Consider the following 22,588-nt stretch of genomic DNA (forward strand, 5'->3'; position numbering starts at 1 on the left):
GTCCACGGCGACCACCCGGCGGCGTCGCCCGAATGCGCCGCGTTCTGCGGCTCGTCGCGGGTGTCCTCCCGTGGTGCTGCCGGACGCCAGGCGGGTGCATGGTCGCCCGTCCGCGCGGGCGCACGCGTGTCCGCCTGGGGGTCCGCAGGAGTGTGCGGGAGGACGCCCGACGGCGCGGCGCCCGGCATCGCCCGCGTCCACGGTCCGGGTCGCGCGTCGGGAGACGCCGCTGATTTGCGGGAACGGGCGGTCCTGCCGTAATCTTGAGCCTCGGTGCATCCGCCTGTTAACCGGCATGTCCGTGGATATCCGTCAGGGGTTCTGACTCGTGCAGAAGACCCTGAAGACACCAGCAGCCCCAGGGTCCGGTGTCATGGACACATGGAGCGGGGCAGGCGCGGAGAGCAACCTCAGGATTGCTGCCGAGGCGCACCCTAGTTTTTTCATCAGAAGTCAAGATTGTCGAGAGAAGTGAGTTCCCAAGTGGTGTACGCGATTGTCCGCGCAGGCGGCCGCCAAGAAAAGGTTTCTGTAGGAGACCTCGTTACCCTTGACCGCGTCACCGGTCAGGCAGGAAGCACGTTCAAGCTCCCCGCCCTCCTTCTGGTAGACGGCGCCAAGATCACCTCCGCAGCGGAGGACCTCGCAAAGGTCTCCGTCACTGCCGAGATCGTCGAGAATCTTCGTGGACCGAAGATTGTCATCCAGAAGTTCAAGAACAAGACCGGCTACAAGAAGCGCCAGGGTCACCGTTCGGAACTGACCCGCGTCAAAATCACAGGCATCGCGTAGTCCCGTCGGGCTACCGATCGGTCACGTAGAACACCTCAGCGAAGGCAGGCATAACCCATGGCACATAAAAAGGGCGCAAGCTCCACTCGCAACGGCCGCGACTCGAACGCGCAGTACCTCGGCGTGAAGCGCTTCGGTGGCCAGGTCGTCAAGGCAGGCGAGATCATCGTCCGCCAGCGCGGCACCCACTTCCACCCGGGCGCCAACGTCGGCCGCGGCGGCGACGACACCCTCTTCGCACTCGAGGCAGGTGCCGTGGAGTTCGGCACGCGCCGCGGACGCAAGGTCGTCAACATCGTGGGCGCCGCAGCAGAGTAATTCTGCGCACGGTACACCAGGCATTTCGGGTGGGGTGAGCCTCTACGGCTCGCCCCACCTTCTTTTAAGCCGATCAGACTCGGCACAGTGAAGCATTTGTAGAAGGAGATCAACGTGGCGAGCTTCGTTGACCGCGTAGTCCTGCACGTATCCGGCGGCACCGGTGGCCACGGCTGCGTTTCCGTCCACCGCGAGAAGTTCAAGCCCCTCGGCGGGCCCGACGGCGGCAACGGCGGCGACGGCGGCGACGTGATCCTCCGCGTGGACCACCAGACCACGACGCTCCTCGACTTCCACCACGCACCCCACCGGCACGCCACCAACGGCGGCAACGGCATGGGCGACTGGCGCGGCGGCAAGAGCGGCGAGACCCTCATCCTGTCCGTCCCGGACGGCACCGTCGTCAAGACGAAGGACGGCGAAGTACTCGCCGACCTCGTCGGCGAGGGCACCGAATTCGTCGCGGCCGCCGGCGGACAGGGCGGACTCGGCAACGCCGCCCTGTCCTCCCAGAAGCGCAAGGCACCCGGCTTCGCGCTGCTCGGCATCCCGGGCGACGAGCGCGACGTCGTCCTCGAGCTGAAGTCCATCGCGGACATCGCCCTCGTCGGCTTCCCCTCCGCCGGGAAGTCCAGCCTCATCGCCGCCATGTCGGCCGCCCGTCCGAAGATCGCGGACTACCCCTTCACCACCCTGGTCCCGAACCTCGGCGTCGTCGAAGCGGGCTCCACGCGCTTCACCATCGCCGACGTCCCCGGCCTCATCGAGGGTGCCAGCGAGGGCAAGGGCCTCGGCCACCACTTCCTCCGCCACGTGGAGCGCTGTGCCGCCCTCGTGCACGTGCTCGACTGCGCGGCACTCGAGACGGACCGCGATCCCCTCAACGACCTCGCGATCATCGAACGTGAACTGGACAAGTACGCCGTCGACATGAGCTTCGCCGGACCCGAAGGCGACGTCGTCCCCCTCAACGAGCGCCCCCGCCTGGTCGCGCTCAACAAGGTGGACGTGCCCGACGGCAAGGACATGGCCGGCTTCGTCCGGCCCGAACTCGAGGCACGCGGCTACCGCGTCTTCGAGGTGTCCGCGTCCAGCCACGAGGGCCTGCGCCAGCTCGGCTTCGCGATGGCGGAGATCGTCGAGAACGCACGCCAGGCCGTGGCGACCGCTCCGCCGAGGATCGAGCCCCCCGTGCTCCGCCCCCGCGGCGTCAATGCCGCCTCGTTCAAGATCCGCCACGAGGAGAAGGACGCCCTGCCGCTCTTCCGCGTCCTCGGCGAGAAGCCCGAGCGCTGGGTCAAGCAGACCGACTTCACGAACGACGAGGCCGTCGGCTACCTCGCGGACCGCCTGGCCAAGCTCGGCGTGGAGGAGCAGCTGTTCAAGGCCGGCGCCAAGCCCGGCGAGACCGTGGTGATCGGCGAGGGCGACGGCGTCGTCTTCGACTGGGAGCCGACCATGATGGGCGGCGCCGAACTGCTCGCCGGCCCCCGCGGCTCCGACCTGCGCCTGGCCGAGTACGTGCGGCCCACGCGCGAGCAGAAGCGCGAGGAGTACCAGGAGCGCAAGGAGGCCAAGGCCGCGGCCCGCGCCGACCTCGAGGCCGACCGCAAGGCCGGCGTCTGGACCGAGTCCGTGCAGAACCGCAAGCAGGCTGCCTCCGCCCAGAAGGGCGCAGACACCGAGTCCGAGGACTAGGCCCCCTTGACTGCGGACCACTCCCGGCACCCCCTCGCGTCCCGCGCGGGGCTCGCCGCGGCGGGCCGGATCGTCGTCAAGGTCGGCTCGTCGTCCCTGACCTCGGTGTCCGGCGGCATCTCCGGTGAGGCCCTCGTCCGGCTGGCCGACGTCCTCGCGGAGCGGCGCACGGCCGGGACCGAGATCATCCTCGTGTCCTCCGGTGCGATCGCCGCAGGACTCGCGCCCCTGGGGCTGGCGCGGCGTCCGTCCCAGCTGTCCGCGCAGCAGGCCGCGGCGAGTGTGGGGCAGGGCCTGCTGATGGCCCAGTACTCGCAGGCCTTCGCGGCGCACGGCGTCACGGTGAGCCAGATCCTGCTGACGGCCGACGACCTCATCCGGCGCTCCCACTACGCCAACGCGCACCGCGCGATGGAGCGGCTGCTGAACTTCGGCGTCGTGCCCATCGTGAACGAGAACGACACCGTCGCGAGCCACGAGATCCGGTTCGGGGACAACGACCGCCTCGCGGCGCTCGTCGCGCACCTCGTCAAGGCGGAGGCGCTCGTCCTGCTGTCCGACGTCGATGCCCTCTACGACGGCCCGCCGGGTGCCGGGGCCAGCCGCATCCCTCTCGTCGGATCGCCCGCCGACCTCGAGGGCGTTACCATCGGGCGGGTCAGCAGGGCCGGCGTCGGCACCGGTGGCATGGTCACCAAGGTCGAGGCCGCGACGATCGCCGCGGCGTCGGGCATCCCCGCGCTGGTCACATCCACCGCGAACGCCGCTGCCGCGCTGCGCGGCGACGACGTCGGCACCTGGTTCACCGCCACGGGCAAGCGTCAGCCCATCAGGCTGCTCTGGCTGGCCCACCTCGCCCGGGTCCTGGGCACACTGGTGCTCGACGACGGCGCGGTGCGCGCAGTGGGGGAGCGACGGCGGTCCCTTCTGGCCGCGGGCGTCGTGGACGTGGACGGCGTGTTCGAGGCCGGAGACCCGGTCCAGCTCGTCAGCGGCGACGGCACGGTGGTGGCCCGCGGCCTCGTGAACTACAGCTCGGCCGAGCTCCCCCGGATGCTCGGCCGGTCGACGCATGATCTCGCGGAGGAACTCGGCGCCGAGTACGAGCGCTCGGTGGTCCACGTGAACGATCTCGTGGTGCTCCAGGCGGCCCCCGCGTCATGAAGGGTCAGGCCCCCGACGCCCGGGGCGGCTCCTCGCTAGACTGAGGCGATGACCGACCTGCAGGCCGAGCCCACCGACCGCAACGACGACGCCACGGCACTGTCCCCGGACGAGCTCACCGAGGCCGTCCACGCCATCGCCGACCGCGCCCGTGAAGCCTCCCGCGTCCTCGCCCGCGCCACCCGCGCCCGCAAGGACCGCGTCCTCCTGGCGATCGCCGATGCCCTGGTCCGCCGGTGCGACATCGTGCTTGCCGCGAACCGGATCGACGTCGACCGCGGCCGTGCCGCCGGGACCTCCGCGTACCTCCTGGACCGCCTGAGCCTCGACGCCGAGCGCGTCGGGAGACTCGCCGACGCGCTGGCCCAGCTCGCCGCCCTGCCGGATCCCGTGGGCACCGTCGTCCGCGCGGAGACCCTTCCGAACGGCCTCCGGATGAGTCAGGTCCGCGTCCCCCTCGGCGTCGTCGCCGCGATCTACGAGGCTCGCCCCAACGTGACCGTCGACATCGCCGGCCTGGCGCTGAAGAGCGGCAACGCCGTGATCCTGCGCGGCGGCAGTGCGGCAGCAGCGACCAACGCGGCGCTCGTCGGGATCATCCGCGACACCCTCGAGGACCACGGGTTGCCCGATGACGCCGTCCTCACCATCGACGAGTTCGGCAGGGACGGCGCCCAGGTCCTGATGAAGGCCCGTGGACGGGTGGACGTCCTGATCCCGCGCGGCGGGCGGGAGCTGATCCAGTCCGTCGTGACGTCGGCGCGCGTCCCCGTGATCGAGACGGGGGAGGGGAACGTGCACATCCTGCTCGACGAGAGCGCCGATCAGAAGATGGCGGTGGAGATCCTGCTCAACGCCAAGACGCAGCGACCCAGCGTCTGCAACACGGTCGAGACCCTCCTCATCCACGCCCGTTCGACCGCCGCTCCCGCGGTCCTCGCCGCGCTCGTTCGCGCCGGCGTCACGCTGCACGTGGACGAGCGGTCACGGGGCTTCCTGCCGGCCGGGACGGCCGCGCCGACGGCGACCGACGACGACTGGGGGCGCGAGTACATGCAGCTCGACCTCGCGGTGAAGACCGTGGACAACGTCGACGAGGCGCTGCGGCACATCCGCCGGTGGAGCACCGGCCACAGCGAGGCGATCATCACGAACAACCTCGCCTCCTCCGAGGCGTTCGTGGCGGGCGTGGACTCCGCCGCCGTCCTGGTCAACGCCTCCACGCGGTTCGTGGACGGCGGTGAGCTGGGCCTCGGCGCCGAGGTGGGCATCTCCACCCAGAAGATGCACGCCCGCGGTCCGATGGGACTGGCGGAGCTCACGACCACCAAGTGGATCGTGCAGGGCGCCGGGCACGTCCGGCGCTGACGCCCCCGGGCGTGGGGGCGGCCTCCCTTTGCGCGTACCATAAGACCTGATGACCGCGCCGGTCCGCAGCGGACCGGCGAACCCTGAACCGACAGAGGAATGACGATGCTCTACTCCCTCGGCAGCATGCTGCTGGCCTCCGAAACCCACACCGAACTGCCGATGCCTGCCATCGCATACGGGCTGATCGTCATGGGGATCCTGCTCACCCTGATGCTGGTCACCGTGTCCTTCTCCAACGTGCGGAACCGCCACGAGGCCGTCGAGGAGCACATCGACCCGCACAAGCAGCACACCAACAAGCACGATCACGGCGAAGCGAACCGGCACTAGCGGTCCAGGTGGCAGCAGACACGACCGAGCGGGACGTCATGGGCGGCTCCGGGCAGCGGCACCATGACGGATCGCCCTGGCGCCTGGGCGTGATGGGCGGAACGTTCGACCCCATCCACCACGGGCACCTGGTCGCAGCCAGCGAGGTCGCCTCCGTGTTCGACCTGGACGAGGTGGTCTTCGTCCCCACGGGCCAGCCCTGGCAGAAGGCGGACAAGGACGTGGCGGCCGCGGAACACCGCTACCTGATGACGGTCATCGCGACGGCGTCGAATCCGAGCTTCACGGTGAGCCGCGTGGACATCGAGCGCCCCGGTCCCACGTTCACGATCGACACCCTGCGCGACCTGAAGGCGGAGCGGCCGGATGCGCAGCTGTTCTTCATCACCGGTGCCGATGCCATGGGCCAGATCCTCACCTGGAAGAACGCGGAGGAGCTCTGGTCCCTTGCACACTTCATCGGGGTGACGCGTCCCGGGCACGAGCTGGACGGGCGGGGCCGCGACGTCAGCCTGCTGGAGGTGCCCGCGATGGCGATCTCGAGCACGGACTGCAGGCACCGCGTCGGCGACGGGAAGCCGGTCTGGTACCTGGTGCCCGACGGCGTGGTGCAGTACATCGCCAAGCACCGCCTGTATCGACGCGTGGGACTGCCGGGGGCAGGACCGGCGTCGGAGCAGGGGGACGAGCAGGCTCCACCGACGGAACGAAAGCACCGGGACAGCCCGAACTCCGTACAACAACCAACTGGATGATGCAGCAATGAGCAAGGCAGACGACGACGCACGGGTCACCGGGTCTCACACCGCGGACCGTGCCACGTCAGGGGGGCCGGACATGGCAGTCAGGAACAGTTCCACAGACGTCAGCGGGAACGACGCCGAGGCGCGCGCGGACGCTGACAGTCCTGCTCTCCGGCGCAGCCGACGGGCCGCCGAGGTGCACGTCGACGCCCTGCCGGTGGCAGAGCGTGATGCGCCGAGCGCCCTCAGCGAGCAGACCCAGTCCCAGCCCCAGGCGCCGTCCCAGGCAGCGAATGACGGCGTGGTGCGGGTGGAGACCCCCACGCGGCGTCAGCTGCGGCTGCAGCAGGTCGACGGACGGGCGGTGGCGCCCGTGCCGGCGGCCGACCAGCCGGCGGACGTCGGCAGGACGCCGTTGCCCGGCGGACGCAGGGACCGCCGTCGTCGGCAGCACGGGGCCCAGGCCGCGCCGGAGCCCGGTGCATCGGAGCCCGCCGCGTCCGAAGCCGCTCCGCCGTCGTCGGACGCCGTGCGTAGCGGGGACATGAGCGTCGAGGAGGCCCTTGCCGCCCGGCAAGCGATCGCCAGGGATGCGGGCGAGCTCCTTGCCGGGCCGCAGGCTGCCGGAGCGGCTGACCCCTTCGGCGTCGACCTCGGGGTGCTGGCGCAGCAGAAGGCGCTGGCGGACCGCGCAGCGATCCTCAACGCCCGTGCACGCGGAATGCAGGAGCTGTCCGAGCAGGACCGGCAGCGCACGCCACCGCCCATCGACCCGGCCGAGGCCCATAACCTGTCGATCGTCACCCCGCCCGAGTTCGTGCGGGTGCCCGGCAGCACGCAGTCCGTCCTGCGGGCGCCGACGACGTCGCACATCCCGATCGTCCTGTCGCGTCCCCGGCAGCCCGAGAGCGTCCCGCCGCTCCAGGTGCAGGGGAGCGGCCGTGCCGACGGCTCCGCTCCCAGCACGATCACCGAGCCCATCGGGGCGCGGGATGCGTTCGGCCTGGACCCCCTCGACGCGATGACCGCAGGGCTCGGGAGACTCCGGCGCGTGCGGTATCTGCAGTACTCATTGCTCGTTGTGGGCGCGACCGCGCTCATGACCGGGATAATAATGACAGTCAGCTCCCTCAATGGGTGAAATTGCTGGCCACACACAAGGAGATCAGTGAGCGCTACCGAACAGTCCATTGCCATAGCCCGCACGGCGGCGCATGCCGCAGTGGACAAGATCGCCCAGGACATCGTCGCCATCGACGTCAGTGACAGGCTCGCGATCACGGATATCTTCGTGATCGCGTCCGCGCCGAGTGAGCGGCAGGTCAATGCGATCGTCGACGGCATCGAGGAGGAGCTGTCCAAGCAGGGCCTGAAGCCCGTGCGTCGTGAAGGCCGCAGCGAGGGCCGCTGGGTCCTCCTCGACTACGCGCAGGTCATCGTCCACGTGCAGCACGAGGAGGACCGCGTGTTCTACGCCCTTGACCGGCTGTGGAAGGACTGCCCGTCCGTGGACCTCCAGCTCGAAGACGCACTGCAGAGTTCACCGCAGGTCGCAGCGTCCGACGTCGTCCCGGAGTGACGCGGTACCCCCACGCGCATCCCGCGGCACGGCGCATCGTCTTCTGGCGCCATGGCCGCACCGAGTGGAACCACTCCGGCCGCTTCCAGGGCCAGGAGGACATCGACCTGGACGAGACCGGCGTGGAGCAGGCCGTGCGGGCGGCCGAGGTGCTGCTGACGCGGGGTCCGTCGCTGATCATCTCCTCGGACCTGCGCCGTGCGGCTGATACGGCGCGGACGCTGGGGGAGCTCACCGGACTACCGGTCTCCTACGACGAGCGCCTTCGCGAGACGAACGCCGGTTCGTGGCAGGGCTTGTCCTTCGCCGAGATCGACGACCGGTTCCCGGACGACAATGCCGCCTGGCGAGGCGGAGATCCCGAGGTGCGTGCCGGGGGTGCCGAGAATCGTATCGAGGTCGGCGAACGCATGCTCGCGGCGGTGACGGAGTCCGTGGAGCGGATCGGCCCTGCCGAGACGCTCGTGGTCGTCAGCCACGGAGGATCCATCAGGGCGGCCCTCGCGGCCCTGATGGGGTTGCCGCCGGAACGCTGGGGCGCTCTCGCGGGCCTGTCCAACTGCCACTGGTCCGAGGTGCACGAGGTGGTGGACCGGGCCGATGCGCTGTTCTCATGGCAGCTGACCGAGCACAACGTGGGTCTCGGTTCCCTGCCCGAGGAGCCACTGGAGGGTTGAGCGTGCAGGTAGAGCCGATTTGGCGAAGCCGCCAGAATTTACTAGACTGATCGAGTTGCTTCGGCCGGTCCGCCCGGAGGAAGCGATGCAGATTCGGGGCTATGGCGCAGCTGGTAGCGCACCTGCATGGCATGCAGGGGGTCAGGGGTTCGAATCCCCTTAGCTCCACAACGAACCGCCGGAATCCAAGACAAAAGTCTTGGTGCGGCGGTTTTTTGTTGCCCTGTGAGCGTCGAGGCCATCATTTGGATGGGAAGGCTCCGGCTTTGACTGTCAGGCCGGCTGGGAGACTGTCGGCATCAACGAGGGCCACCTCGGCCGCGATGCACGGCAGCACCGCTATGTGGACCTCGGCAACAAGGCCATCAGCACCATCCTGACGCTCTGCCCGGGGTGAAGGACAACGGGCGGAACCGAGGAATCAGCGTTCCCTGGAGCCCTGCTCTTCCCCTGGCGGGTCTCGCCCCTGGCGCCGACGTCGATCCGTGCTGTGAGCGCAACGGTTGCACGATGCCTGGAAAGACGGGGATGCCGCCCGTTGTCAGTCCCACGCGAGGGGCCTACAATCGGCGAACAACCCCGTCGGGGAGAACTCCAGAACCCTCCACTCATCGGATGTACTGGGCGTGCGAATGGGTTCCTGTTCTGGCCTGAGCAGAAGAGGGACGAACATGACCAAGTATCTTTTCCAGGGAAACTATGTGGGCGAGGGCATCAGAGGTTTGATGCAGGAGGGCGGATCCAAACGCCGGGACGCGGTCGTCAACGCTCTGGAGTCCGTGGGCGGATCACTCGAGTGCTTCTACTACGCATTCGGCCAGACGGATGTCCTGGGGGTCTTCGACATACCCGATCAAGCCGGCGCGGCGTCGTTGTCGCTGATGATCAATTCCAGCGGCGCCGTGAATCTGCGCCTCACACCCCTCATGACGCCTGAGGATCTCGACGCAGCAGCAAGCAAGACGCCGTCGTATCGGGCACCCGGCCAGTAGCAGATCCGGGCAGCGTCCTGTCTCTCGGGCTCTGTTTCGACGAGGATCCGCCGAGCACCGTTCCGAGGGACCGGTCGCTTCGTGGTCACGTAGATTCCTCGACCACCGTGCAGGACTCACAACCCCGCAGCGGCTGATTTTTGTATGGCAGCGTCCTGCCGCAGCGGACCACTGACTCCTTGCGTGACGGGTCCATCGGTGGTGATGGACCCGTCAGGCTGCTCTCCATTACCGAGCAACAGAGGCACTACCGAGGAATTGTCAGGAAAGCACCTGGCAGACGTTTGTCACCTGGCCCGGTCCGTTCACATTGACCCCTCGTACCTCATTGCCGGCGCTATCGAGGGCATAATTGAAATTGCCCACTACGAGGATCAATCCGGGAGTCTCGGTGACACCGATCGCGTTGAGCAGGATATTGCGTCCTCGCACTTGCACCTCGGTGATTTTTCGGCCACCGACTGTTACGTCTTTCTCGAGGCGTGAGCCGGTCACGACGTAGCTCACCGTCTTACCATTGGCCGACAGCGTCACCTTCTGGCCGGGAGAAGTGATGAGCCTTTCTGTGGGGGACTTTGTGATCGTCTTCGTCTTTCCGGTCACCGTGAAAGCGACATCGAAGCTGCAAAAGCCGGCCAGCGTGCCGCTGCTGCCGGCATCAGTCGGGGACGCTGCATTCGCAGTGGCTAGTGGGCCGGCAGTCGCAACGAACGCGGCAATAATAACCGCAGGAATCATCCTGTTCTTCATTCTTGGCTCCTTGCAATTCGACGCTTGCCTTTTTCACGAGTCGGTTGGTGCCTTGTACTGAAGTGCCAACCGCAGGCTGTTTCCAACGTGCTCCTGACGGATCGCTCCCGAATTTCGACGTCGAGGATCCAAGGCTCAGCGGGTCTCGTTCAAAGAACAATGTTGTTCCGGTTTTTCGAAGGTGTCAGGCGATGCAGCAGCAACGCGGAACCGGACTTGTATATGCGGAATTCGGGCCGAGGCCCTGACTGCGGCTTTCGAAGATGCCGCCTGACCGGCCGTACCGGCGCAGTGCGAAAATGCTATTCCGCACTTCGTCCATGGTCGAGAACTTGAGCTACTTCTGCAGGGCGCCTCTCTACCTGTCTATCCAGCGATTGCTACGGTCTGCACCCCCAGGGCCGCTACCTTCTGCACCCTGAAATGACAAGGCAAGTAACAGGTGACAGTGGGAGCTGGTTCGCTGTTCGTCGATGGAACCCCGGCCACCCTCGACGTGGTGCCTGGCGTAGTTCCCATCGAGGCGGTCGGAGACGAATGCCTCGTTCAGCCTGGATGCCCACTGCAGGAAATCGTTCGTCACTTCCTGGAGACCGCCGTGGATATTGCTCCTCCGGCCCGTCAACCGCGGACGGCCGCCAGGGCGTCCCGTACGGCGTCGACGGCGACGGCCGTGTCGGCGTCGTCCGTGCTCCAGTTGCTCACCGAGATCCGCAGGATGTCCCGGTCGTGCCAGCGCGAACCGGACATCCACACCCGGCCGTCAGCCATAATGCGGGCCGTCACCGCCCGCGTGGTGGCGTCGTCGCCGAACGCCAGCGAAACCTGGGTATAGGAGACATCGTTGAGCACTTCGACACCGTCCAGGAGGGCCAGCCGTTCCGCGAGGTGCTGGGCGTGTGACACCAGCCCCCGGACCTGACTGGCGACGCCGTCCCGGCCCAGCGACTTGAGCGCCGCCCACACAGGTACTCCACGGGCACGCCGGGAGAGCTCGGGGACAGTGTCGAAGGGGTCCGCCGGGCCGTCCTTGTCGTGGATGAGGTAGCTGGTGTGCACGCCCATGGCGGCACGCAGTGCGGTGGCATCGCGGACCACCGCGATCCCGCAGTCGTACGGGACGTTGAGCGTCTTGTGCGCGTCGGTACCCCAGGAGTCCGCACCCTCCACTCCTGCGGTCAGCGCCGCCAGTTCCGGCACGGCGGCAGCCCATAGTCCGAAGGCGCCGTCCACATGGACCCAGGCACCATGGGCTTTGGCGACGGCGATCGCGTCCCCGAACGGGTCGAAAGCGCCGGAGTGCAGGTTCCCGGCCTGCAGGCAGACCAGCAGCGGTGTGCGGGTTGATCGGGTCGAATGTCCGGGCCCTGCATCAGCGACGGCGAGGTCCAGAGTGCGGCCCAGCTCCGCCGGGTCGATGCGGCCCTGTCGGTCGACCGGCACCTCCGTGGGCCGGCCCAGCCCGAGGTAGCGGAGCCCCAGATCGATCGTGTCGTGCCGCTCCCTGCCCACGAAACACCGGATCCGGGGCGCGCCGGCAAGGCCCTCGGCGTCCAGGTCCCAGCCGGCGTCCGCCATCAGCCGCCATCGGGCCGCGGCCAGTCCCGTGAAGTTGGCCATCGTGGCACCCGTGGTGAAGCCGACATCTGCTTCCCGTGGGAGGTTCAGGAGGTCGAGCAGCCAGGTACCGGCAGCTTCCTCGATGGCTGCCGTCGCAGGGGTTGCGAACCGCATCCCGGCGTTCTGGTCCCAGGCGCTGACCAGCCAGTCCGCAGCCAACGCCGCGGGCAACGTGCCGCCGATGACCCACCCGAAGAACCGCCCGGAGGGCATGGCCATCAGTCCGGGTTCCGCTTTCGCGGCCAGATAGTCCACGACGTCGGCCGCTGGGCTCCCGGCTTGCGGCAGGGGGCCGCCGAAATCCGTCGTGAGGTCGGCGGCGGTCCGGCTCGGGCCGACGCGCCGCTCTTCCTGGCTCTCCAGCCACCGGCGTGCATGCCCGGCCGCCGCGGCCAGGGCATCTCCGTAGCGTTCTTCAGGTGCTGACATAGCGGCATGCTACGCCCGCGATCCCTGGCGTGGCAGTGCTGGCGGACAGGCATCGAGCCGGAATCTCCACCCCAGCGACAGCTTCCGCTATTCGACGGAGGTAGGCCGCCCGGGGGAGTCGGTGTAGTACGAGCGCAGCCCGTGCTTCACTCCGAGCCGGACGATCCAGTACAGGACGAAGGCGGTCACTGCGGGCACGATGAACCAGACGATGAGAATGACGAAGAACCCGAATCCATCCAGACGCACAGCTACCCCCATTGACGAACGATCAGATGGCCCGAGCATAACGTGAGCCAGTCCACCGACGGCTCGCGCATCGCCGGTATCGGAGTCTTCCGTTCTGCCCGGTTTGGGCCTAGAGTATTTATTGTCAGTATGACAATAAATAAGGAGCACTACATGACCGCCGTATTGGACTGGATGACCTCACCGGCAGCGACCCTGCTCCGGGCACCCGTCAGCTGGATCGAGGTCATCGGTTTTGTCACCGGCGCGGCCTGTGTCTACGGCGTCGCCCGGCAGCGTGCCTGGAACTGGCCGGTCGGCATCATCAACAACATCGCGTTCATGATCCTGTTCTTCGGAGCAGGCCTCTACGGGGAGACCCTGCTGCAGGCCGTGTTCGCCGCCGTCGCGGTCTATGGCTGGTACAACTGGGTCCGTGGAGCGCGGGACACCCAGGCGACAGGCGACCTGCCCATCCGCGATGCCGGCCGGGCCGAGGCGCTCACCGGTCTCGTCGCCGTCGTCGCAGCGACCGTCGGGATCGCCATGATCCTCTCCCACGGTACCGACTCACAGGTGCCTTGGCCGGACGCCTTCGTCCTCGCCGCCTCGCTGCTGGCGACCTACGGGCAGGCCAGGAAGATCTTCCAGCACTGGTACGTCTGGATCGCCATCGACCTGGTGTCCATCCCGCTGTACGTCTCCCGCGGCCTGAATCTCACCGCCATCCTCTACATCGGCTTCACCGCGCTGTGCGTCTACGGCCTCATCGACTGGAAGCGCGCCCGCCCGGTCCAGACCACCCCGTCGACAACGAGCGAGAAGGTGCCGGCATGAGCCTCCACCCGCAGGGCCTGGTCATCGGCAAGTTCTACCCGCCCCACGCCGGCCACCGGCATCTCATCGCCACAGCCGCTGAGGGCTCCGAGAGGCTCGCCGTCGTCGTCCTCGGCAACCGCTTCGAGAACATCGGGCTGACGGACCGCGTCAGATGGCTCACCGCCGAGTTCGACGAGACCCATGTGACCGTCATCGGGATGTCGGACGACAGCCCCGAGGACTACCACTCCGATGAGATCTGGAAAGCCCACACCGAGCTCGTGCGCCTGGCCCTGAAAGCCCGCGGCATCACCACAGTCGACGCCGTCTACAGCTCCGAGGAGTACGGCACCGAACTGGCCGCCGCCTTCGGCGCGGTGCACGTCACGGTGGATGCAGCCCGCACCGCCTACCCCGTGAGCGGGACCCGATGCAGGGACGACCTCACCGCGGCCTGGCGGAGCATCATCAAGCCGGCCCGGCAGGACATGGCGGTCCGCATCATCCTGGTCGGCGCCGAATCCACCGGCACGAGTACCCTCACGACGGCCCTGACCGGGCACTACCGGAACCGTTACCCCGAGCTGGTCGACGTGCCGGAGTTCGGCCGCCAGTACACCTATGACAAGTTCGCCGCCGCACGGACCCGGGATCCCGGCGCCGTTCTCGCCGACCTCGTCTGGAACGCCGCCGACTTCACCGCGATCGGCGAACGCCAGAACGAGATGGAGAACGAGGCGGCCGCGCGCTGCCCCCTGGTCATCGCCGACACCGACAGCCTCGCCACCACCTTGTGGGAGCGGTTCTACCTCGGTGACGGCAGCCACGGCTCCTACCGGGCCCTGACCCAGCTGCCGCATCGGGACATCTACCTGATCACCGACCATGAGGGTGTGTCCTTCGAGGACGACGGCTGGCGCGAGGGCGAACACCGCCGGGCGGAGATGACCGAATGGTTCAGGGAGGAACTGACCCGCGAAGGCCACTCCTGGATCCTGGTCAGCGGCGACCATGACCGGCGCATGGCTACCGCGACTGCGATCATCGACCAGATCATCGCCCAGCAGAACCGTTTCACCTCCCCGCCCTGGGCTACCCGCACGGTACTGGCAGGAGATCTATGAGCGCCGGGGAAAAGCAGTTCCTCGAGGACTACGAGCCCGAGGACTACCCCTCCGTCGCGCTGACCGTGGACCTCGTCGTCCTGGCCGTGACCGGCGACACCCTGTACGCGGCCTTCGTCCGCCGCGGCGGACATCCGTTCAAGGGAGCCCTCGCCCTGCCCGGTGGCTTCGTCGGGCCCGACGAAGACGCGCTGGATGCCGCCTGGCGGGAGCTCGAGGAGGAGACTGGGCTGGACCTCGGGGCGCACCGCGCCCACGTCGAGCAGCTCGCCACCTACAGCGCGCCGAAGCGCGATCCGAGGATGCGTGTCGTCTCTGTCGCCCATCTGGCGCTGCTCGCGACCGACAGCCGGACCCTGCCCGAGCTCGACCCGGGCAGCGACGCCACCGCCGCCCACTGGCATCCCGTCCACGAGGTTCTTGCCACGGAGGCACTGGCCTTCGATCATCGCGAGATCCTCACGGCCGCGCTCGAGCGCCTCGCCGGGAAGATCGAATACACCCTCACCGCGGCGAAGCTGCTGCCCGAGGAGTTCGCCCTGTACCAGCTGCGCCACGTCTACGAGGCCGTCTGGAACACGGAGAAGCTCGACGCCGGCAACTTCACCCGCAAGATGACCGGGGCCCTGGCCGACACCGGCCGCAAAACGAGCCGCTCCAAGGGCGCCCCGGCCGCGCTCTTCACCGTCAGGAGCGAGTACCTCAGCCCACCCATGACTCGCCCCCCAGGGGCGGCGGACCGATGACCAACAGAGGACCAAGCAGGCCCGTGCCGGAGAAAGACCCGATCCCGCGCGCGTTCCGCGCCACGGCCTCCTACCGGAGCTCTAGATGGCTGCGCCGCCGGGAGCGCGCCTTCCGCTACGACGCCCTGTGGCCGGCGAGGTCGAGGTGAGCGTCGACGGCACCTCTTGACACCACTCATCCTTTCCACTCCACTGGTGTCGGTCTCCAGTGATGGTCCGTAGTCAGAGGAGGGCTTCGAATGAAGAGTGAGCCGGGGCACGGCGCGATGTTCGATCGGACGATCCTCGGGTCGGCGGATGTCAGCGACGACGCTCTCGCGGCCATGATCGACGATGATCTCGGCGTCAGTAGCGTCGAGGTGGTGAGTTGCCACGCAGAGGTGGCGGAATACGACCTTGACGCCCTCACCACGGCAGGGCGTTATCGGGTCCATGGCACGGCGAGACACGCCGGGGGTATCTCCCCGTACTCCTTCTTCGTCAAGGTGGTCCAATCCTGGACCCGCTCGCCCCAGTTCGAGCACGTTCCGGAGTCGTTCCGTGAGATCGCAGCGGCCAGCCTTCCCTGGCGCAGTGAGCCCGCTGTCTACCGGTCCGATCTCCACAGGCGCCTCCCCGATGGTCTCGCGATGCCCCGTGCCTACTCCGTTATCGACATCGACGAACTCTCGGCCGGTCTGTGGCTGCAATTCATCGACCACGACTCGCGTCGATGGGGGGTCGAGGCCTTCGTGCGCGCCGCCTACCTGCTGGGCAGACTGGCCGCGAGCCCCACTGTTCGACCGCTCCGCTGTCTTGGGAGCACGGAGGTGGTCCGTGGCTACGACCGTGGTCGGCTCGAGCATCAGGTCTTGCCGGTGCTCCGTAGCGACGAACTCTGGGCACATCCCCTGGTGGCGCCGGCGTTCGGTCCTGATCTGAGGCATCGCTTGATGGGGGCAGTTGACGCGCTGCCGAGCTTCCTGGAGGAGCTCGACGGAGCTCCGCTGGGCAGCGCGCACGGTGACGCCTGTCCCCGTAATCTGCTCGCGACGAGCGGAGATCGGAAGAGGCTGGTCCTGATCGACTTCGGATTCTGGTGCGAGGCGCCGCTGTCCTTCGACCTCACCCAACTCATGATCGGTGAGATTCAGACCGGTGAGCGTGCGGCCTCCGAGCTCTCCCAGCTCGAAGCCGTGTGCCTGCCCGCCTACCATCGGGGTCTGATCGACGAGGGATGCGATGTCTCTGTTGACGTCCTCCGACGCACCCACGCGCTCTTGATGCTGGTGTTCTTCGGCTTCACCGCGGTGCCGCTCGAGGTGCTCTTCGGTTCGCCCGCCCCGGGGTCGGCAGCTGTCGTGCGGGAGCGTGCGCGAGCAGCCTCGTTCGTACTCGATCTACTCGACGCCACCAGAGGCATGTGACGTGCCGTCGTCGTCCCGGCGTCCCTTCACCTCCCGGTTGGGTCCCGGTTCCGGTGAAGGCGACGCACCGTGGTTTTCACGTCGCCTGCGGCTCGTAGAGGGCCGCGCGCGTTCACGGGCGGCGATACCGTCTGATCATGGGGCAGTCGAAAGGGTCCCGGGCAGACAGGCCGACGAGGTTGAGATGAGCGATCACCGCCCTGTAGGACGCCAGGACGCGGACCTGTGTGTAGGGGATGCCGAGGATCTTGCAGTGGTCTTCGACGATGAGACTTGCTCGGCGCAGATTCGGTCGGGGCATGTTCGGGAACAGGTGGTGCTCGATCTGGAAGTTCAGGCCACCGAACGCCGAATCGATGAACGCGCCGCCTGTGATGTTGCGTGAGGTGCGCACCTGGCGGTCGAGGAAGTCCACGGTCGTATCGTTGGCCAGAATCGGCATCCCCTTGTGGTTGGGGGCGAAGGAAGCGCCCATGTACACACCGAAGACCGCCAGTTGCACGCCGAGGAACGCGCACGCCATCCCAGCTGGTAGGAACCAGAACAGGATGCCGAGGTAGCCGCCGAAGCGCACGCCGATCAGGGCCAGCTCAACCCAGCGGCGCGACACCGGTTTCCGCTCGAACAAGGTCCTCAACGACTGAACATGCAGGTTGAGGCCTTCAAGGGTCAGTAGTGGAAAGAACAAATAGCCCTGCCGCCGCGTGAACCACGCGCCGAAGCCCGTCTTGACGGCGGCGTCTTCGGCCCGGAACGAGAGGGTGCCCATGGTGATGTCAGGGTCTTTCCCGACGGTGTTCGGAGCGTTGTGGTGTCGTGTGTGCTTGGTGATCCACCAGGCGTAGCTGATCCCGACGAAACCAGCGGCGAGTATCCTGCCCGCCCATTCATTGGCCGTACGGGAGGCGAAGATCTGATGGTGGGAGGCTTCGTGGCCGAGGAACGCGAGCTGGGTAAGGATGACACCCAGGGCCGCGGCGATGAGCAGTTGGGCCCAATGGACACCGATCAGCACGAACCCCATTCCCATCGCGGTCAGCGCCACCATGAGCAGGAGAAAAACGCTGATGTAGAACGGTCGGCACCTCTCGAGCAGCCCATCGGCCCGGATCTGCTTCAGGAGCGTGGCATATGAAGCAACGGCCTGATTCGCAGCAGCGATCCGTACCTTACGCTTCAACGACGGAGCGGGTTCGGGCCCGGCCGGTACCCGAGTCGAGGTAGCCCCTGGTTCAGGGGCTACGACACCGGACAGTGCATCGTTCAGCGGGTTCATCTGCCTGGCCCCTTTGTCTCAGCCTCATGGCGCCGACTCAACGGCGAATGCATCGCTGGCAGGGTCCGGGACAGCAGCATCAGCATATGTCGACCCGGAACCACCGGTGCGATCCGGACGGAGGTTGATGCTCGGCCTGCGAATACGGGCCGCCTGATCTATCATCCGGCGGGAGATCCGGGTATGCCTGCGTCAAGGGCACCCGGCCCGACGGGCCGTCCGGTCTGCACGCCGAAGGAGAACACCATGAATCTGCGCAACAGGATCAAGAACGCGGCGACGAAGCTCGAAGGCAAGGCCAAGGAAGCCACAGGCAAGGCGACGGGAGATGACCGGCTCGCAGCCGAGGGGAAGGGCGATCAGATCAAGGCGGACCTGAGGCAGGCTGCCGAGAAGGTGAAGGATGCCTTCAGGAAGCGTTGACGACCGAGCGTAGTCGTCCTGTAGGGGTAATGAGTCCGCCCTGCAGCGCTACTGCAGTGCCGACGTCAGCCGCGCGATACCGTCCAGGGAGGTCGACGAGAGCGGTTCCCGCGCCCACTCGTCACGGGTCAGCTCGCTCGAGACGGATCGGTAGTGCTCCTCGACGTCGCGCATGCGTTGCACGAAGACGCGGCCGCGTACCAGGAGCGACACTTCGAGATCCAGGTTGAAGGAACGAATGTCCATGTTGCTGGACCCGATGACCGCGATGTCGTCGTCGATCGACAAATGCTTCGCATGCAGGATGTATGGCGCCGGGTAGCGGAAGATCCGCACCCCGGCGTCGAGGAGCTCTCCGTAATAGGAACGCTGGGCATGGAAGACCGGACCCTGATCGCCGATCTCCGAGACGAAGAGCTGGACGTCGAGGCCGCGCTGGCAGGCCGACGTGATGGCGTACATCATCGCCTCATCGGGAACGAAGTACGGGCTCGTGATGATCACCCGTTTCGACGCCCCGTACAGCAGGGACAGGAACAGGCGCAGGTTGTTCTCGGTCTCGTAGGACGGCCCGCTCGGCACCACCTGGCATTCGATCGCCTCCGCGGAACGATCGAAGACGGCAGTACGAATAGGTAGATTCGCCGTCGGCGATGCCGGGTCGAGGTGTTCCCCGGTCTCGGTCAGCCAATCCGAGTGGAACACGGCATTCAGGGTCGTCACCACCGGTCCCTCGAGCCGGGTCACCAGCTCCTGCCACTGCAGACCGCGTTTGAGGTTCTTCGGGGCGTTGTAGCTGCGGTCGATCAGGTTCTGGGAGCCCATGAAGCCCACCCGCCCGTCGACCACCACCAGCTTGCGGTGGTTGCGGAGGTCGGGCCTCTGGTACTTCCCCTTCAAGGGCATCACCGGCAACATGTAGCTCCATTGCACACCGATCCGATCGAGTTCAGCGAAGGTCTCCCGGCTGTGCACTGTCTTGGCGGAGGAGATGTGGTCGGCGAGGACGCGCACCGTCACGCCGCGGTCGACGGCGGCTTCCATGGCTGCGAAGAAACCCCTGGTCGTGTCGTCGAAGGACACGATGAAGAACTCCACGTGCACGAACCGCACTGCAGTGTCAATCTCCGCGGCCATGGCATCGATGGATTGCCGATAATCGCCCAGGAGAATGCCGGTGTTGCCGCCGACCACCGGGATGCCCCCGAGCAACTGGTTCTGGCGGGTGACATTGGCGAACCACCCAGGCCAGCTGTCTCGCTGCGGGGTCAGGTCCAGTCCTTCAGCAGCGGCAGCGATCAGAGCGGTGATCCGCGTCTGTTCCGCACGGCGTCGCTTCGGGAGTTTGGCCGAGCCGATGACGAGGTAGAGCACCACACCGATGACCGGGAGCAGCGCGATGGTCAGAAGCCAGGCCATGGCGGCTGTGGGCTTGCGCCGCCTGGGAATGATGATGAGCGCGGTCATGAACACGGCAAGGTGTGCGAGCACCGCGATGATCCACGCGAGGTTCGTGGTGAGTACCGGGCTCACCGGTCTGCCTTTACGTGGTCGCTCGTGCGGTATCGCCGTCCAGGGGTCATCGATCTACGGTAGGGCGACGCCCCGACGCCCACATCACCCCCGGGGAGTGACGTGGGACGCCGGCCCGAGCGCTACCGTCGGCGCATGGTGTCCAGCTATCAGCGAGGCCTGCCGGGATTCCGACGTCGGGGACGCCGGCTGCCCAGGCGGCCCGCCTCGGCGTTGGCGGAACATTGGACGAGGATCGACGGCGTCGACGTCTTCTACCGGGAATCACCCGCCGGCCCTGATGCGCCCGTCATGATGCACGTCCACGGCTTCGGCCTGTCAGGCCGGTACCTCCTGCCGACAGCGGAACTCCTCCGTGACGAGTTCCACACCCTGGTACCTGACCTTCCGGGGTTCGGACGCAGCGGGAAGCCGATCACCCCTCTCGACGTACCCGATCTCGCTCGCGCGGCCGCCAGGTTCCTCGATGATCGTCAGATCACCTCGGCCACCCTGGTCGGCAACTCCATGGGCTGTCCGGTCATCTGCGAGTTCGCCTATCGCTACCCCGAGCGTCTGGACCGGGCGGTCCTCGTCTCGCCGGCCGGGGGATTGAACAACCAGCCGCTACGACGCGCCGTCCGGCAACTCGCTCGGGACGGCACACGCGAGCCGGCCGGGATGATCCGCGTGGCCGCCCCGGATTACCTCCGATTCGGTGTCCCCAGCACCGTCAGGATGTTTCGCGCCCTCACCCGGTACCCGTCACTCGATCGCCTGCTGGCGTTGAAGATCCCGACCCTGGTGGTCATCGGCGACCGCGATCCGCTGATGCCGAGCCCTGACCGGGTGCGCGAGGTCGCGAGCAGCACGGACAACCACGTCCTCGTGGTGATCATGGAGGGGGCGGCGCACGCGATCAATTTCAGCAACCCCGGCGAACTGGCCCACGTCATCCGTCAGTTCATGTCGGATCAGCCGATCGTCGATGATCCTGATGAGCCCGGTCATTCGCGCTCCTACGAGATTCACCGTGGAACCCTCCACCCGCAGCACAAACCACCACCATGACACTAGGTGCAGAACTGTCGGTCCGACACCGTGGCCGGGCCCGGCGGAATCCTGCTGCGCGCTGACGCTCGTTCCTCGTTCGGCGTGCCGTCGGTGGAGGCTGCGGCCTGGCATTCCAGTCGGATGGTGCCGACAGATCGAAGCCTTCGGGCGTCCTTGACCTTCTGGTGTCCTAGATCCGGCGCTTGTAGTGATCGTGGGTCAGCTTCAGTTGCTCTGCCCAGAACTCGTACTTCCGCTCCCGGGAGGCGCCGGGTTCGAGATGGCCGAGGTTCTCCGCAAGGGCATAGAACTCGTTCCCGGGCTCCCTCTCGAGATCCGAGAGCGTCGCGACCGACGAGAGCATGAACCGGCTGTGCAGGAGGTCGTCCTTCACGACGTCGGCGAGGAGCGCTCCGAGGGCGTCGCGATCGGCCTCACGGGAGAAGTCGAACGGTTCCGTATCGGTGTCCTCGCTGATCTTCTGATTGAGGTCCGCGTAGGTGATCAGCTCCTGCCGCCGCGCGGTGTGGACCATGATGCTGCGGGCAGCCTCCATGATGACGGCCCGGTCTTCCTCAGTACGTGCGTGCGGCATGCTGCCCCTTCCATCGGCTTCCGAAAGCCTATCCGCCTCAGCTCCTCTGATCCCTTCGTGGTCCAGGGGGCGCCCGAGGTGCGGGGAGAGCCGGACGGCTGTCGCGCTACTGCGATCACGGTTTGAGTACCTCGCGTTCTGGCTGTATGCGGACGGTTCATTCGGAGATAGTGTCCCCGTGGGGGGTGAAGCAGTGCAGGGTGTTGCCGAGTCATTCCTCGCCATCCGTCGAGCCGGCTCTACCGGCGGAATCGGCGATGGCCGAGGCTCCGGCTGCACCGCCCACCCGTGAGCCCGAGCCCGAGGTGGCTGAGGGCGTCGTCGTCACGCCGGATCCCGAATGGGGCGTGGTGAGGGCAACCGTCGCGCAGGGCGCCTCGTTCACCAGCAACGGCAGCGGATACGAGCCCGGGCAGCAGATCCTCATCAACCTCGGGATCGACAGGAGCGATGGCTGGGTGATGGACGAGCAGTCAGCGACGGCCGACGCCGGAGGACACTACAGCTTCACCATCACGATCGCGGCGGACCTTCCGCCCGGGGCCTACGGCGTCCTGACCTTCGTCACGGACTAAGGCGGAGGTGGCCCGGACTTCGAAGCGACGAAGCGCTATGCCGGCATCGACGTCGTCGCATCGTAGGAGGACGAAGCAGCGTGTCATCGGCGCGGCGACCATCCAGACCGAGAACCGTCGCCGGGCCCGGCGTCCTGATGTGCTTCCTTCCCCCACTCACGCTGCTGGCGGCGCTGAGCTTCCTCCTCGACGACCGCCTCGCGCCTCGATGGGTCCGACCGTCGAACGTACTCTTCCCGCTCATCAGCGCCATCCCGTCCTGCATGATCGGATGGTTCATGCTCTGGATCGGCGTGGCCAGGATCCTTCACCGCTGACGGCAGGACAGGGCGTGCCCGGACGCCGGGTGGACAGGTGATGGACGACGA

26 protein-coding genes and 1 tRNA gene are annotated in these 22,588 nt (G+C 67.1%); 21 read left to right on the plus strand and 6 right to left on the minus strand.

Translation table 11 applies throughout. The features are described from left to right. Positions 1-483: 483 nt before the first annotated feature. From rplU to IWX63_RS06745, 12 genes are all read left to right on the plus strand, one after another. The gene (gene rplU, locus IWX63_RS06690; protein ID WP_043444935.1) at positions 484-792 is read left to right on the plus strand and encodes a 50S ribosomal protein L21; all 309 of its coding nucleotides are present in this window, start codon (positions 484-486) and stop codon (positions 790-792) included. Between the two features lie 57 nt (positions 793-849). Beyond that, on the plus strand, positions 850-1,110 hold the full coding sequence (gene rpmA, locus IWX63_RS06695) for a 50S ribosomal protein L27 (protein ID WP_028280075.1): 261 nt from the start codon (positions 850-852) through the stop codon (positions 1,108-1,110). A 114-nt stretch (positions 1,111-1,224) separates the two neighbouring features. Continuing rightward, entirely contained in the window at positions 1,225-2,808 is a 1,584-nt protein-coding gene (gene obgE, locus IWX63_RS06700; RefSeq protein WP_199277384.1) for a GTPase ObgE, read from the plus strand. A gap of 6 nt (positions 2,809-2,814) precedes the next feature. Next, positions 2,815-3,972 (plus strand): glutamate 5-kinase, encoded by a 1,158-nt coding sequence (gene proB, locus IWX63_RS06705; RefSeq protein ID WP_199277385.1) that lies wholly within the window; start codon positions 2,815-2,817, stop codon positions 3,970-3,972. A 48-nt stretch (positions 3,973-4,020) separates the two neighbouring features. Continuing rightward, complete coding sequence (locus tag IWX63_RS06710; RefSeq protein ID WP_199277386.1) at positions 4,021-5,340, plus strand: glutamate-5-semialdehyde dehydrogenase; 1,320 nt, start codon at positions 4,021-4,023, stop codon at positions 5,338-5,340. 105 nt (positions 5,341-5,445) lie between these two features. Continuing rightward, complete coding sequence (locus tag IWX63_RS06715) at positions 5,446-5,673, plus strand: hypothetical protein (RefSeq protein WP_199277387.1); 228 nt, start codon at positions 5,446-5,448, stop codon at positions 5,671-5,673. Positions 5,674-5,765: 92 nt separating this feature from the next. After that, complete coding sequence (gene nadD / locus IWX63_RS06720; RefSeq protein ID WP_199277520.1) at positions 5,766-6,428, plus strand: nicotinate-nucleotide adenylyltransferase; 663 nt, start codon at positions 5,766-5,768, stop codon at positions 6,426-6,428. Positions 6,429-6,435: 7 nt separating this feature from the next. Then, positions 6,436-7,557: a hypothetical protein gene (locus IWX63_RS06725; RefSeq protein ID WP_199277388.1), complete on the plus strand. Its 1,122-nt coding sequence runs from the start codon at positions 6,436-6,438 to the stop codon at positions 7,555-7,557. A 27-nt stretch (positions 7,558-7,584) separates the two neighbouring features. Then, positions 7,585-7,995: a ribosome silencing factor gene (gene rsfS, locus IWX63_RS06730; RefSeq protein WP_199277389.1), complete on the plus strand. Its 411-nt coding sequence runs from the start codon at positions 7,585-7,587 to the stop codon at positions 7,993-7,995. Continuing rightward, positions 7,992-8,672, plus strand: a complete 681-nt coding sequence (locus tag IWX63_RS06735) for a histidine phosphatase family protein (RefSeq protein WP_199277390.1) — start codon at positions 7,992-7,994, stop codon at positions 8,670-8,672. The genes rsfS and IWX63_RS06735 overlap by 4 nt, the downstream gene beginning before the upstream one ends. A gap of 95 nt (positions 8,673-8,767) precedes the next feature. Further along, positions 8,768-8,840 (plus strand) — tRNA-Ala (locus tag IWX63_RS06740). A 503-nt stretch (positions 8,841-9,343) separates the two neighbouring features. Next, the gene (locus IWX63_RS06745) at positions 9,344-9,664 is read left to right on the plus strand and encodes a GYD domain-containing protein (protein WP_199277391.1); all 321 of its coding nucleotides are present in this window, start codon (positions 9,344-9,346) and stop codon (positions 9,662-9,664) included. A gap of 261 nt (positions 9,665-9,925) precedes the next feature. Here the strand turns inward: IWX63_RS06745 and IWX63_RS06750 are convergent, their stop codons facing one another. From IWX63_RS06750 to IWX63_RS06760, 3 genes are all read right to left on the minus strand, one after another. After that, complete coding sequence (locus IWX63_RS06750; protein ID WP_199277392.1) at positions 9,926-10,414, minus strand: hypothetical protein; 489 nt, start codon at positions 10,412-10,414, stop codon at positions 9,926-9,928. Between the two features lie 621 nt (positions 10,415-11,035). Then, a complete protein-coding gene (locus IWX63_RS06755; protein WP_199277393.1) occupies positions 11,036-12,463 on the minus strand; it encodes a pyridoxal phosphate-dependent decarboxylase family protein in 1,428 nt (475 codons plus the stop codon). Between the two features lie 87 nt (positions 12,464-12,550). Then, positions 12,551-12,724, minus strand: a complete 174-nt coding sequence (locus IWX63_RS06760) for a hypothetical protein (protein WP_199277394.1) — start codon at positions 12,722-12,724, stop codon at positions 12,551-12,553. Positions 12,725-12,865: 141 nt separating this feature from the next. On the opposite strand from IWX63_RS06760, the gene pnuC reads away from it, so the two are divergent. The 5 genes from pnuC (at position 12,866) to IWX63_RS06780 (ending at position 16,786) form a co-directional block, all read left to right on the plus strand. Beyond that, a complete protein-coding gene (gene pnuC / locus IWX63_RS06765) occupies positions 12,866-13,528 on the plus strand; it encodes a nicotinamide riboside transporter PnuC (RefSeq protein ID WP_199277395.1) in 663 nt (220 codons plus the stop codon). Then, the gene (locus tag IWX63_RS06770; RefSeq protein WP_199277396.1) at positions 13,525-14,634 is read left to right on the plus strand and encodes an AAA family ATPase; all 1,110 of its coding nucleotides are present in this window, start codon (positions 13,525-13,527) and stop codon (positions 14,632-14,634) included. Before pnuC ends, IWX63_RS06770 begins: the two co-directional genes overlap by 4 nt. Then, positions 14,631-15,380: an NUDIX hydrolase gene (locus IWX63_RS06775; RefSeq protein ID WP_199277397.1), complete on the plus strand. Its 750-nt coding sequence runs from the start codon at positions 14,631-14,633 to the stop codon at positions 15,378-15,380. Before IWX63_RS06770 ends, IWX63_RS06775 begins: the two co-directional genes overlap by 4 nt. 23 nt (positions 15,381-15,403) lie before the next feature. Further along, positions 15,404-15,529 carry a hypothetical protein gene (locus IWX63_RS16765; protein WP_334685701.1) on the plus strand — a complete coding sequence of 42 codons (126 nt, stop codon included), beginning with the start codon at positions 15,404-15,406 and terminating at the stop codon, positions 15,527-15,529. Between the two features lie 90 nt (positions 15,530-15,619). Continuing rightward, positions 15,620-16,786, plus strand: a complete 1,167-nt coding sequence (locus IWX63_RS06780; RefSeq protein WP_199277398.1) for a phosphotransferase — start codon at positions 15,620-15,622, stop codon at positions 16,784-16,786. A 112-nt stretch (positions 16,787-16,898) separates the two neighbouring features. On the opposite strand, the gene IWX63_RS06785 is transcribed toward IWX63_RS06780, so the two are convergent. Next, the gene (locus IWX63_RS06785) at positions 16,899-18,062 is read right to left on the minus strand and encodes a fatty acid desaturase family protein (RefSeq protein WP_199277399.1); all 1,164 of its coding nucleotides are present in this window, start codon (positions 18,060-18,062) and stop codon (positions 16,899-16,901) included. Positions 18,063-18,308: 246 nt separating this feature from the next. Between IWX63_RS06785 and IWX63_RS06790 the strand changes: the two genes are divergently transcribed. Continuing rightward, the gene (locus IWX63_RS06790; RefSeq protein ID WP_199277400.1) at positions 18,309-18,485 is read left to right on the plus strand and encodes a CsbD family protein; all 177 of its coding nucleotides are present in this window, start codon (positions 18,309-18,311) and stop codon (positions 18,483-18,485) included. Positions 18,486-18,533: 48 nt separating this feature from the next. Here the strand turns inward: IWX63_RS06790 and cls are convergent, their stop codons facing one another. Further along, complete coding sequence (cls, locus tag IWX63_RS06795; protein WP_199277401.1) at positions 18,534-20,018, minus strand: cardiolipin synthase; 1,485 nt, start codon at positions 20,016-20,018, stop codon at positions 18,534-18,536. Positions 20,019-20,153: 135 nt separating this feature from the next. Between cls and IWX63_RS06800 the strand changes: the two genes are divergently transcribed. After that, entirely contained in the window at positions 20,154-21,068 is a 915-nt protein-coding gene (locus IWX63_RS06800; RefSeq protein ID WP_199277402.1) for an alpha/beta fold hydrolase, read from the plus strand. Between the two features lie 172 nt (positions 21,069-21,240). On the opposite strand, the gene IWX63_RS06805 is transcribed toward IWX63_RS06800, so the two are convergent. Continuing rightward, complete coding sequence (locus IWX63_RS06805; RefSeq protein WP_199277403.1) at positions 21,241-21,645, minus strand: hypothetical protein; 405 nt, start codon at positions 21,643-21,645, stop codon at positions 21,241-21,243. A gap of 257 nt (positions 21,646-21,902) precedes the next feature. Here IWX63_RS06805 and IWX63_RS06810 point away from each other — a divergent pair, with 257 nt between their 5' ends. Together IWX63_RS06810 and IWX63_RS06815 are read left to right on the plus strand one after the other, a co-directional pair. After that, positions 21,903-22,220 carry a hypothetical protein gene (locus IWX63_RS06810; RefSeq protein ID WP_199277404.1) on the plus strand — a complete coding sequence of 106 codons (318 nt, stop codon included), beginning with the start codon at positions 21,903-21,905 and terminating at the stop codon, positions 22,218-22,220. A 137-nt stretch (positions 22,221-22,357) separates the two neighbouring features. After that, a complete protein-coding gene (locus tag IWX63_RS06815) occupies positions 22,358-22,537 on the plus strand; it encodes a hypothetical protein (RefSeq protein WP_199277405.1) in 180 nt (59 codons plus the stop codon). Positions 22,538-22,588: the final 51 nt, after the last annotated feature.

It is taken from the genome of Arthrobacter sp. CAN_A2 (genome assembly GCF_015752045.1).
GTDB lineage: Bacteria > Actinomycetota > Actinomycetes > Actinomycetales > Micrococcaceae > Arthrobacter_D.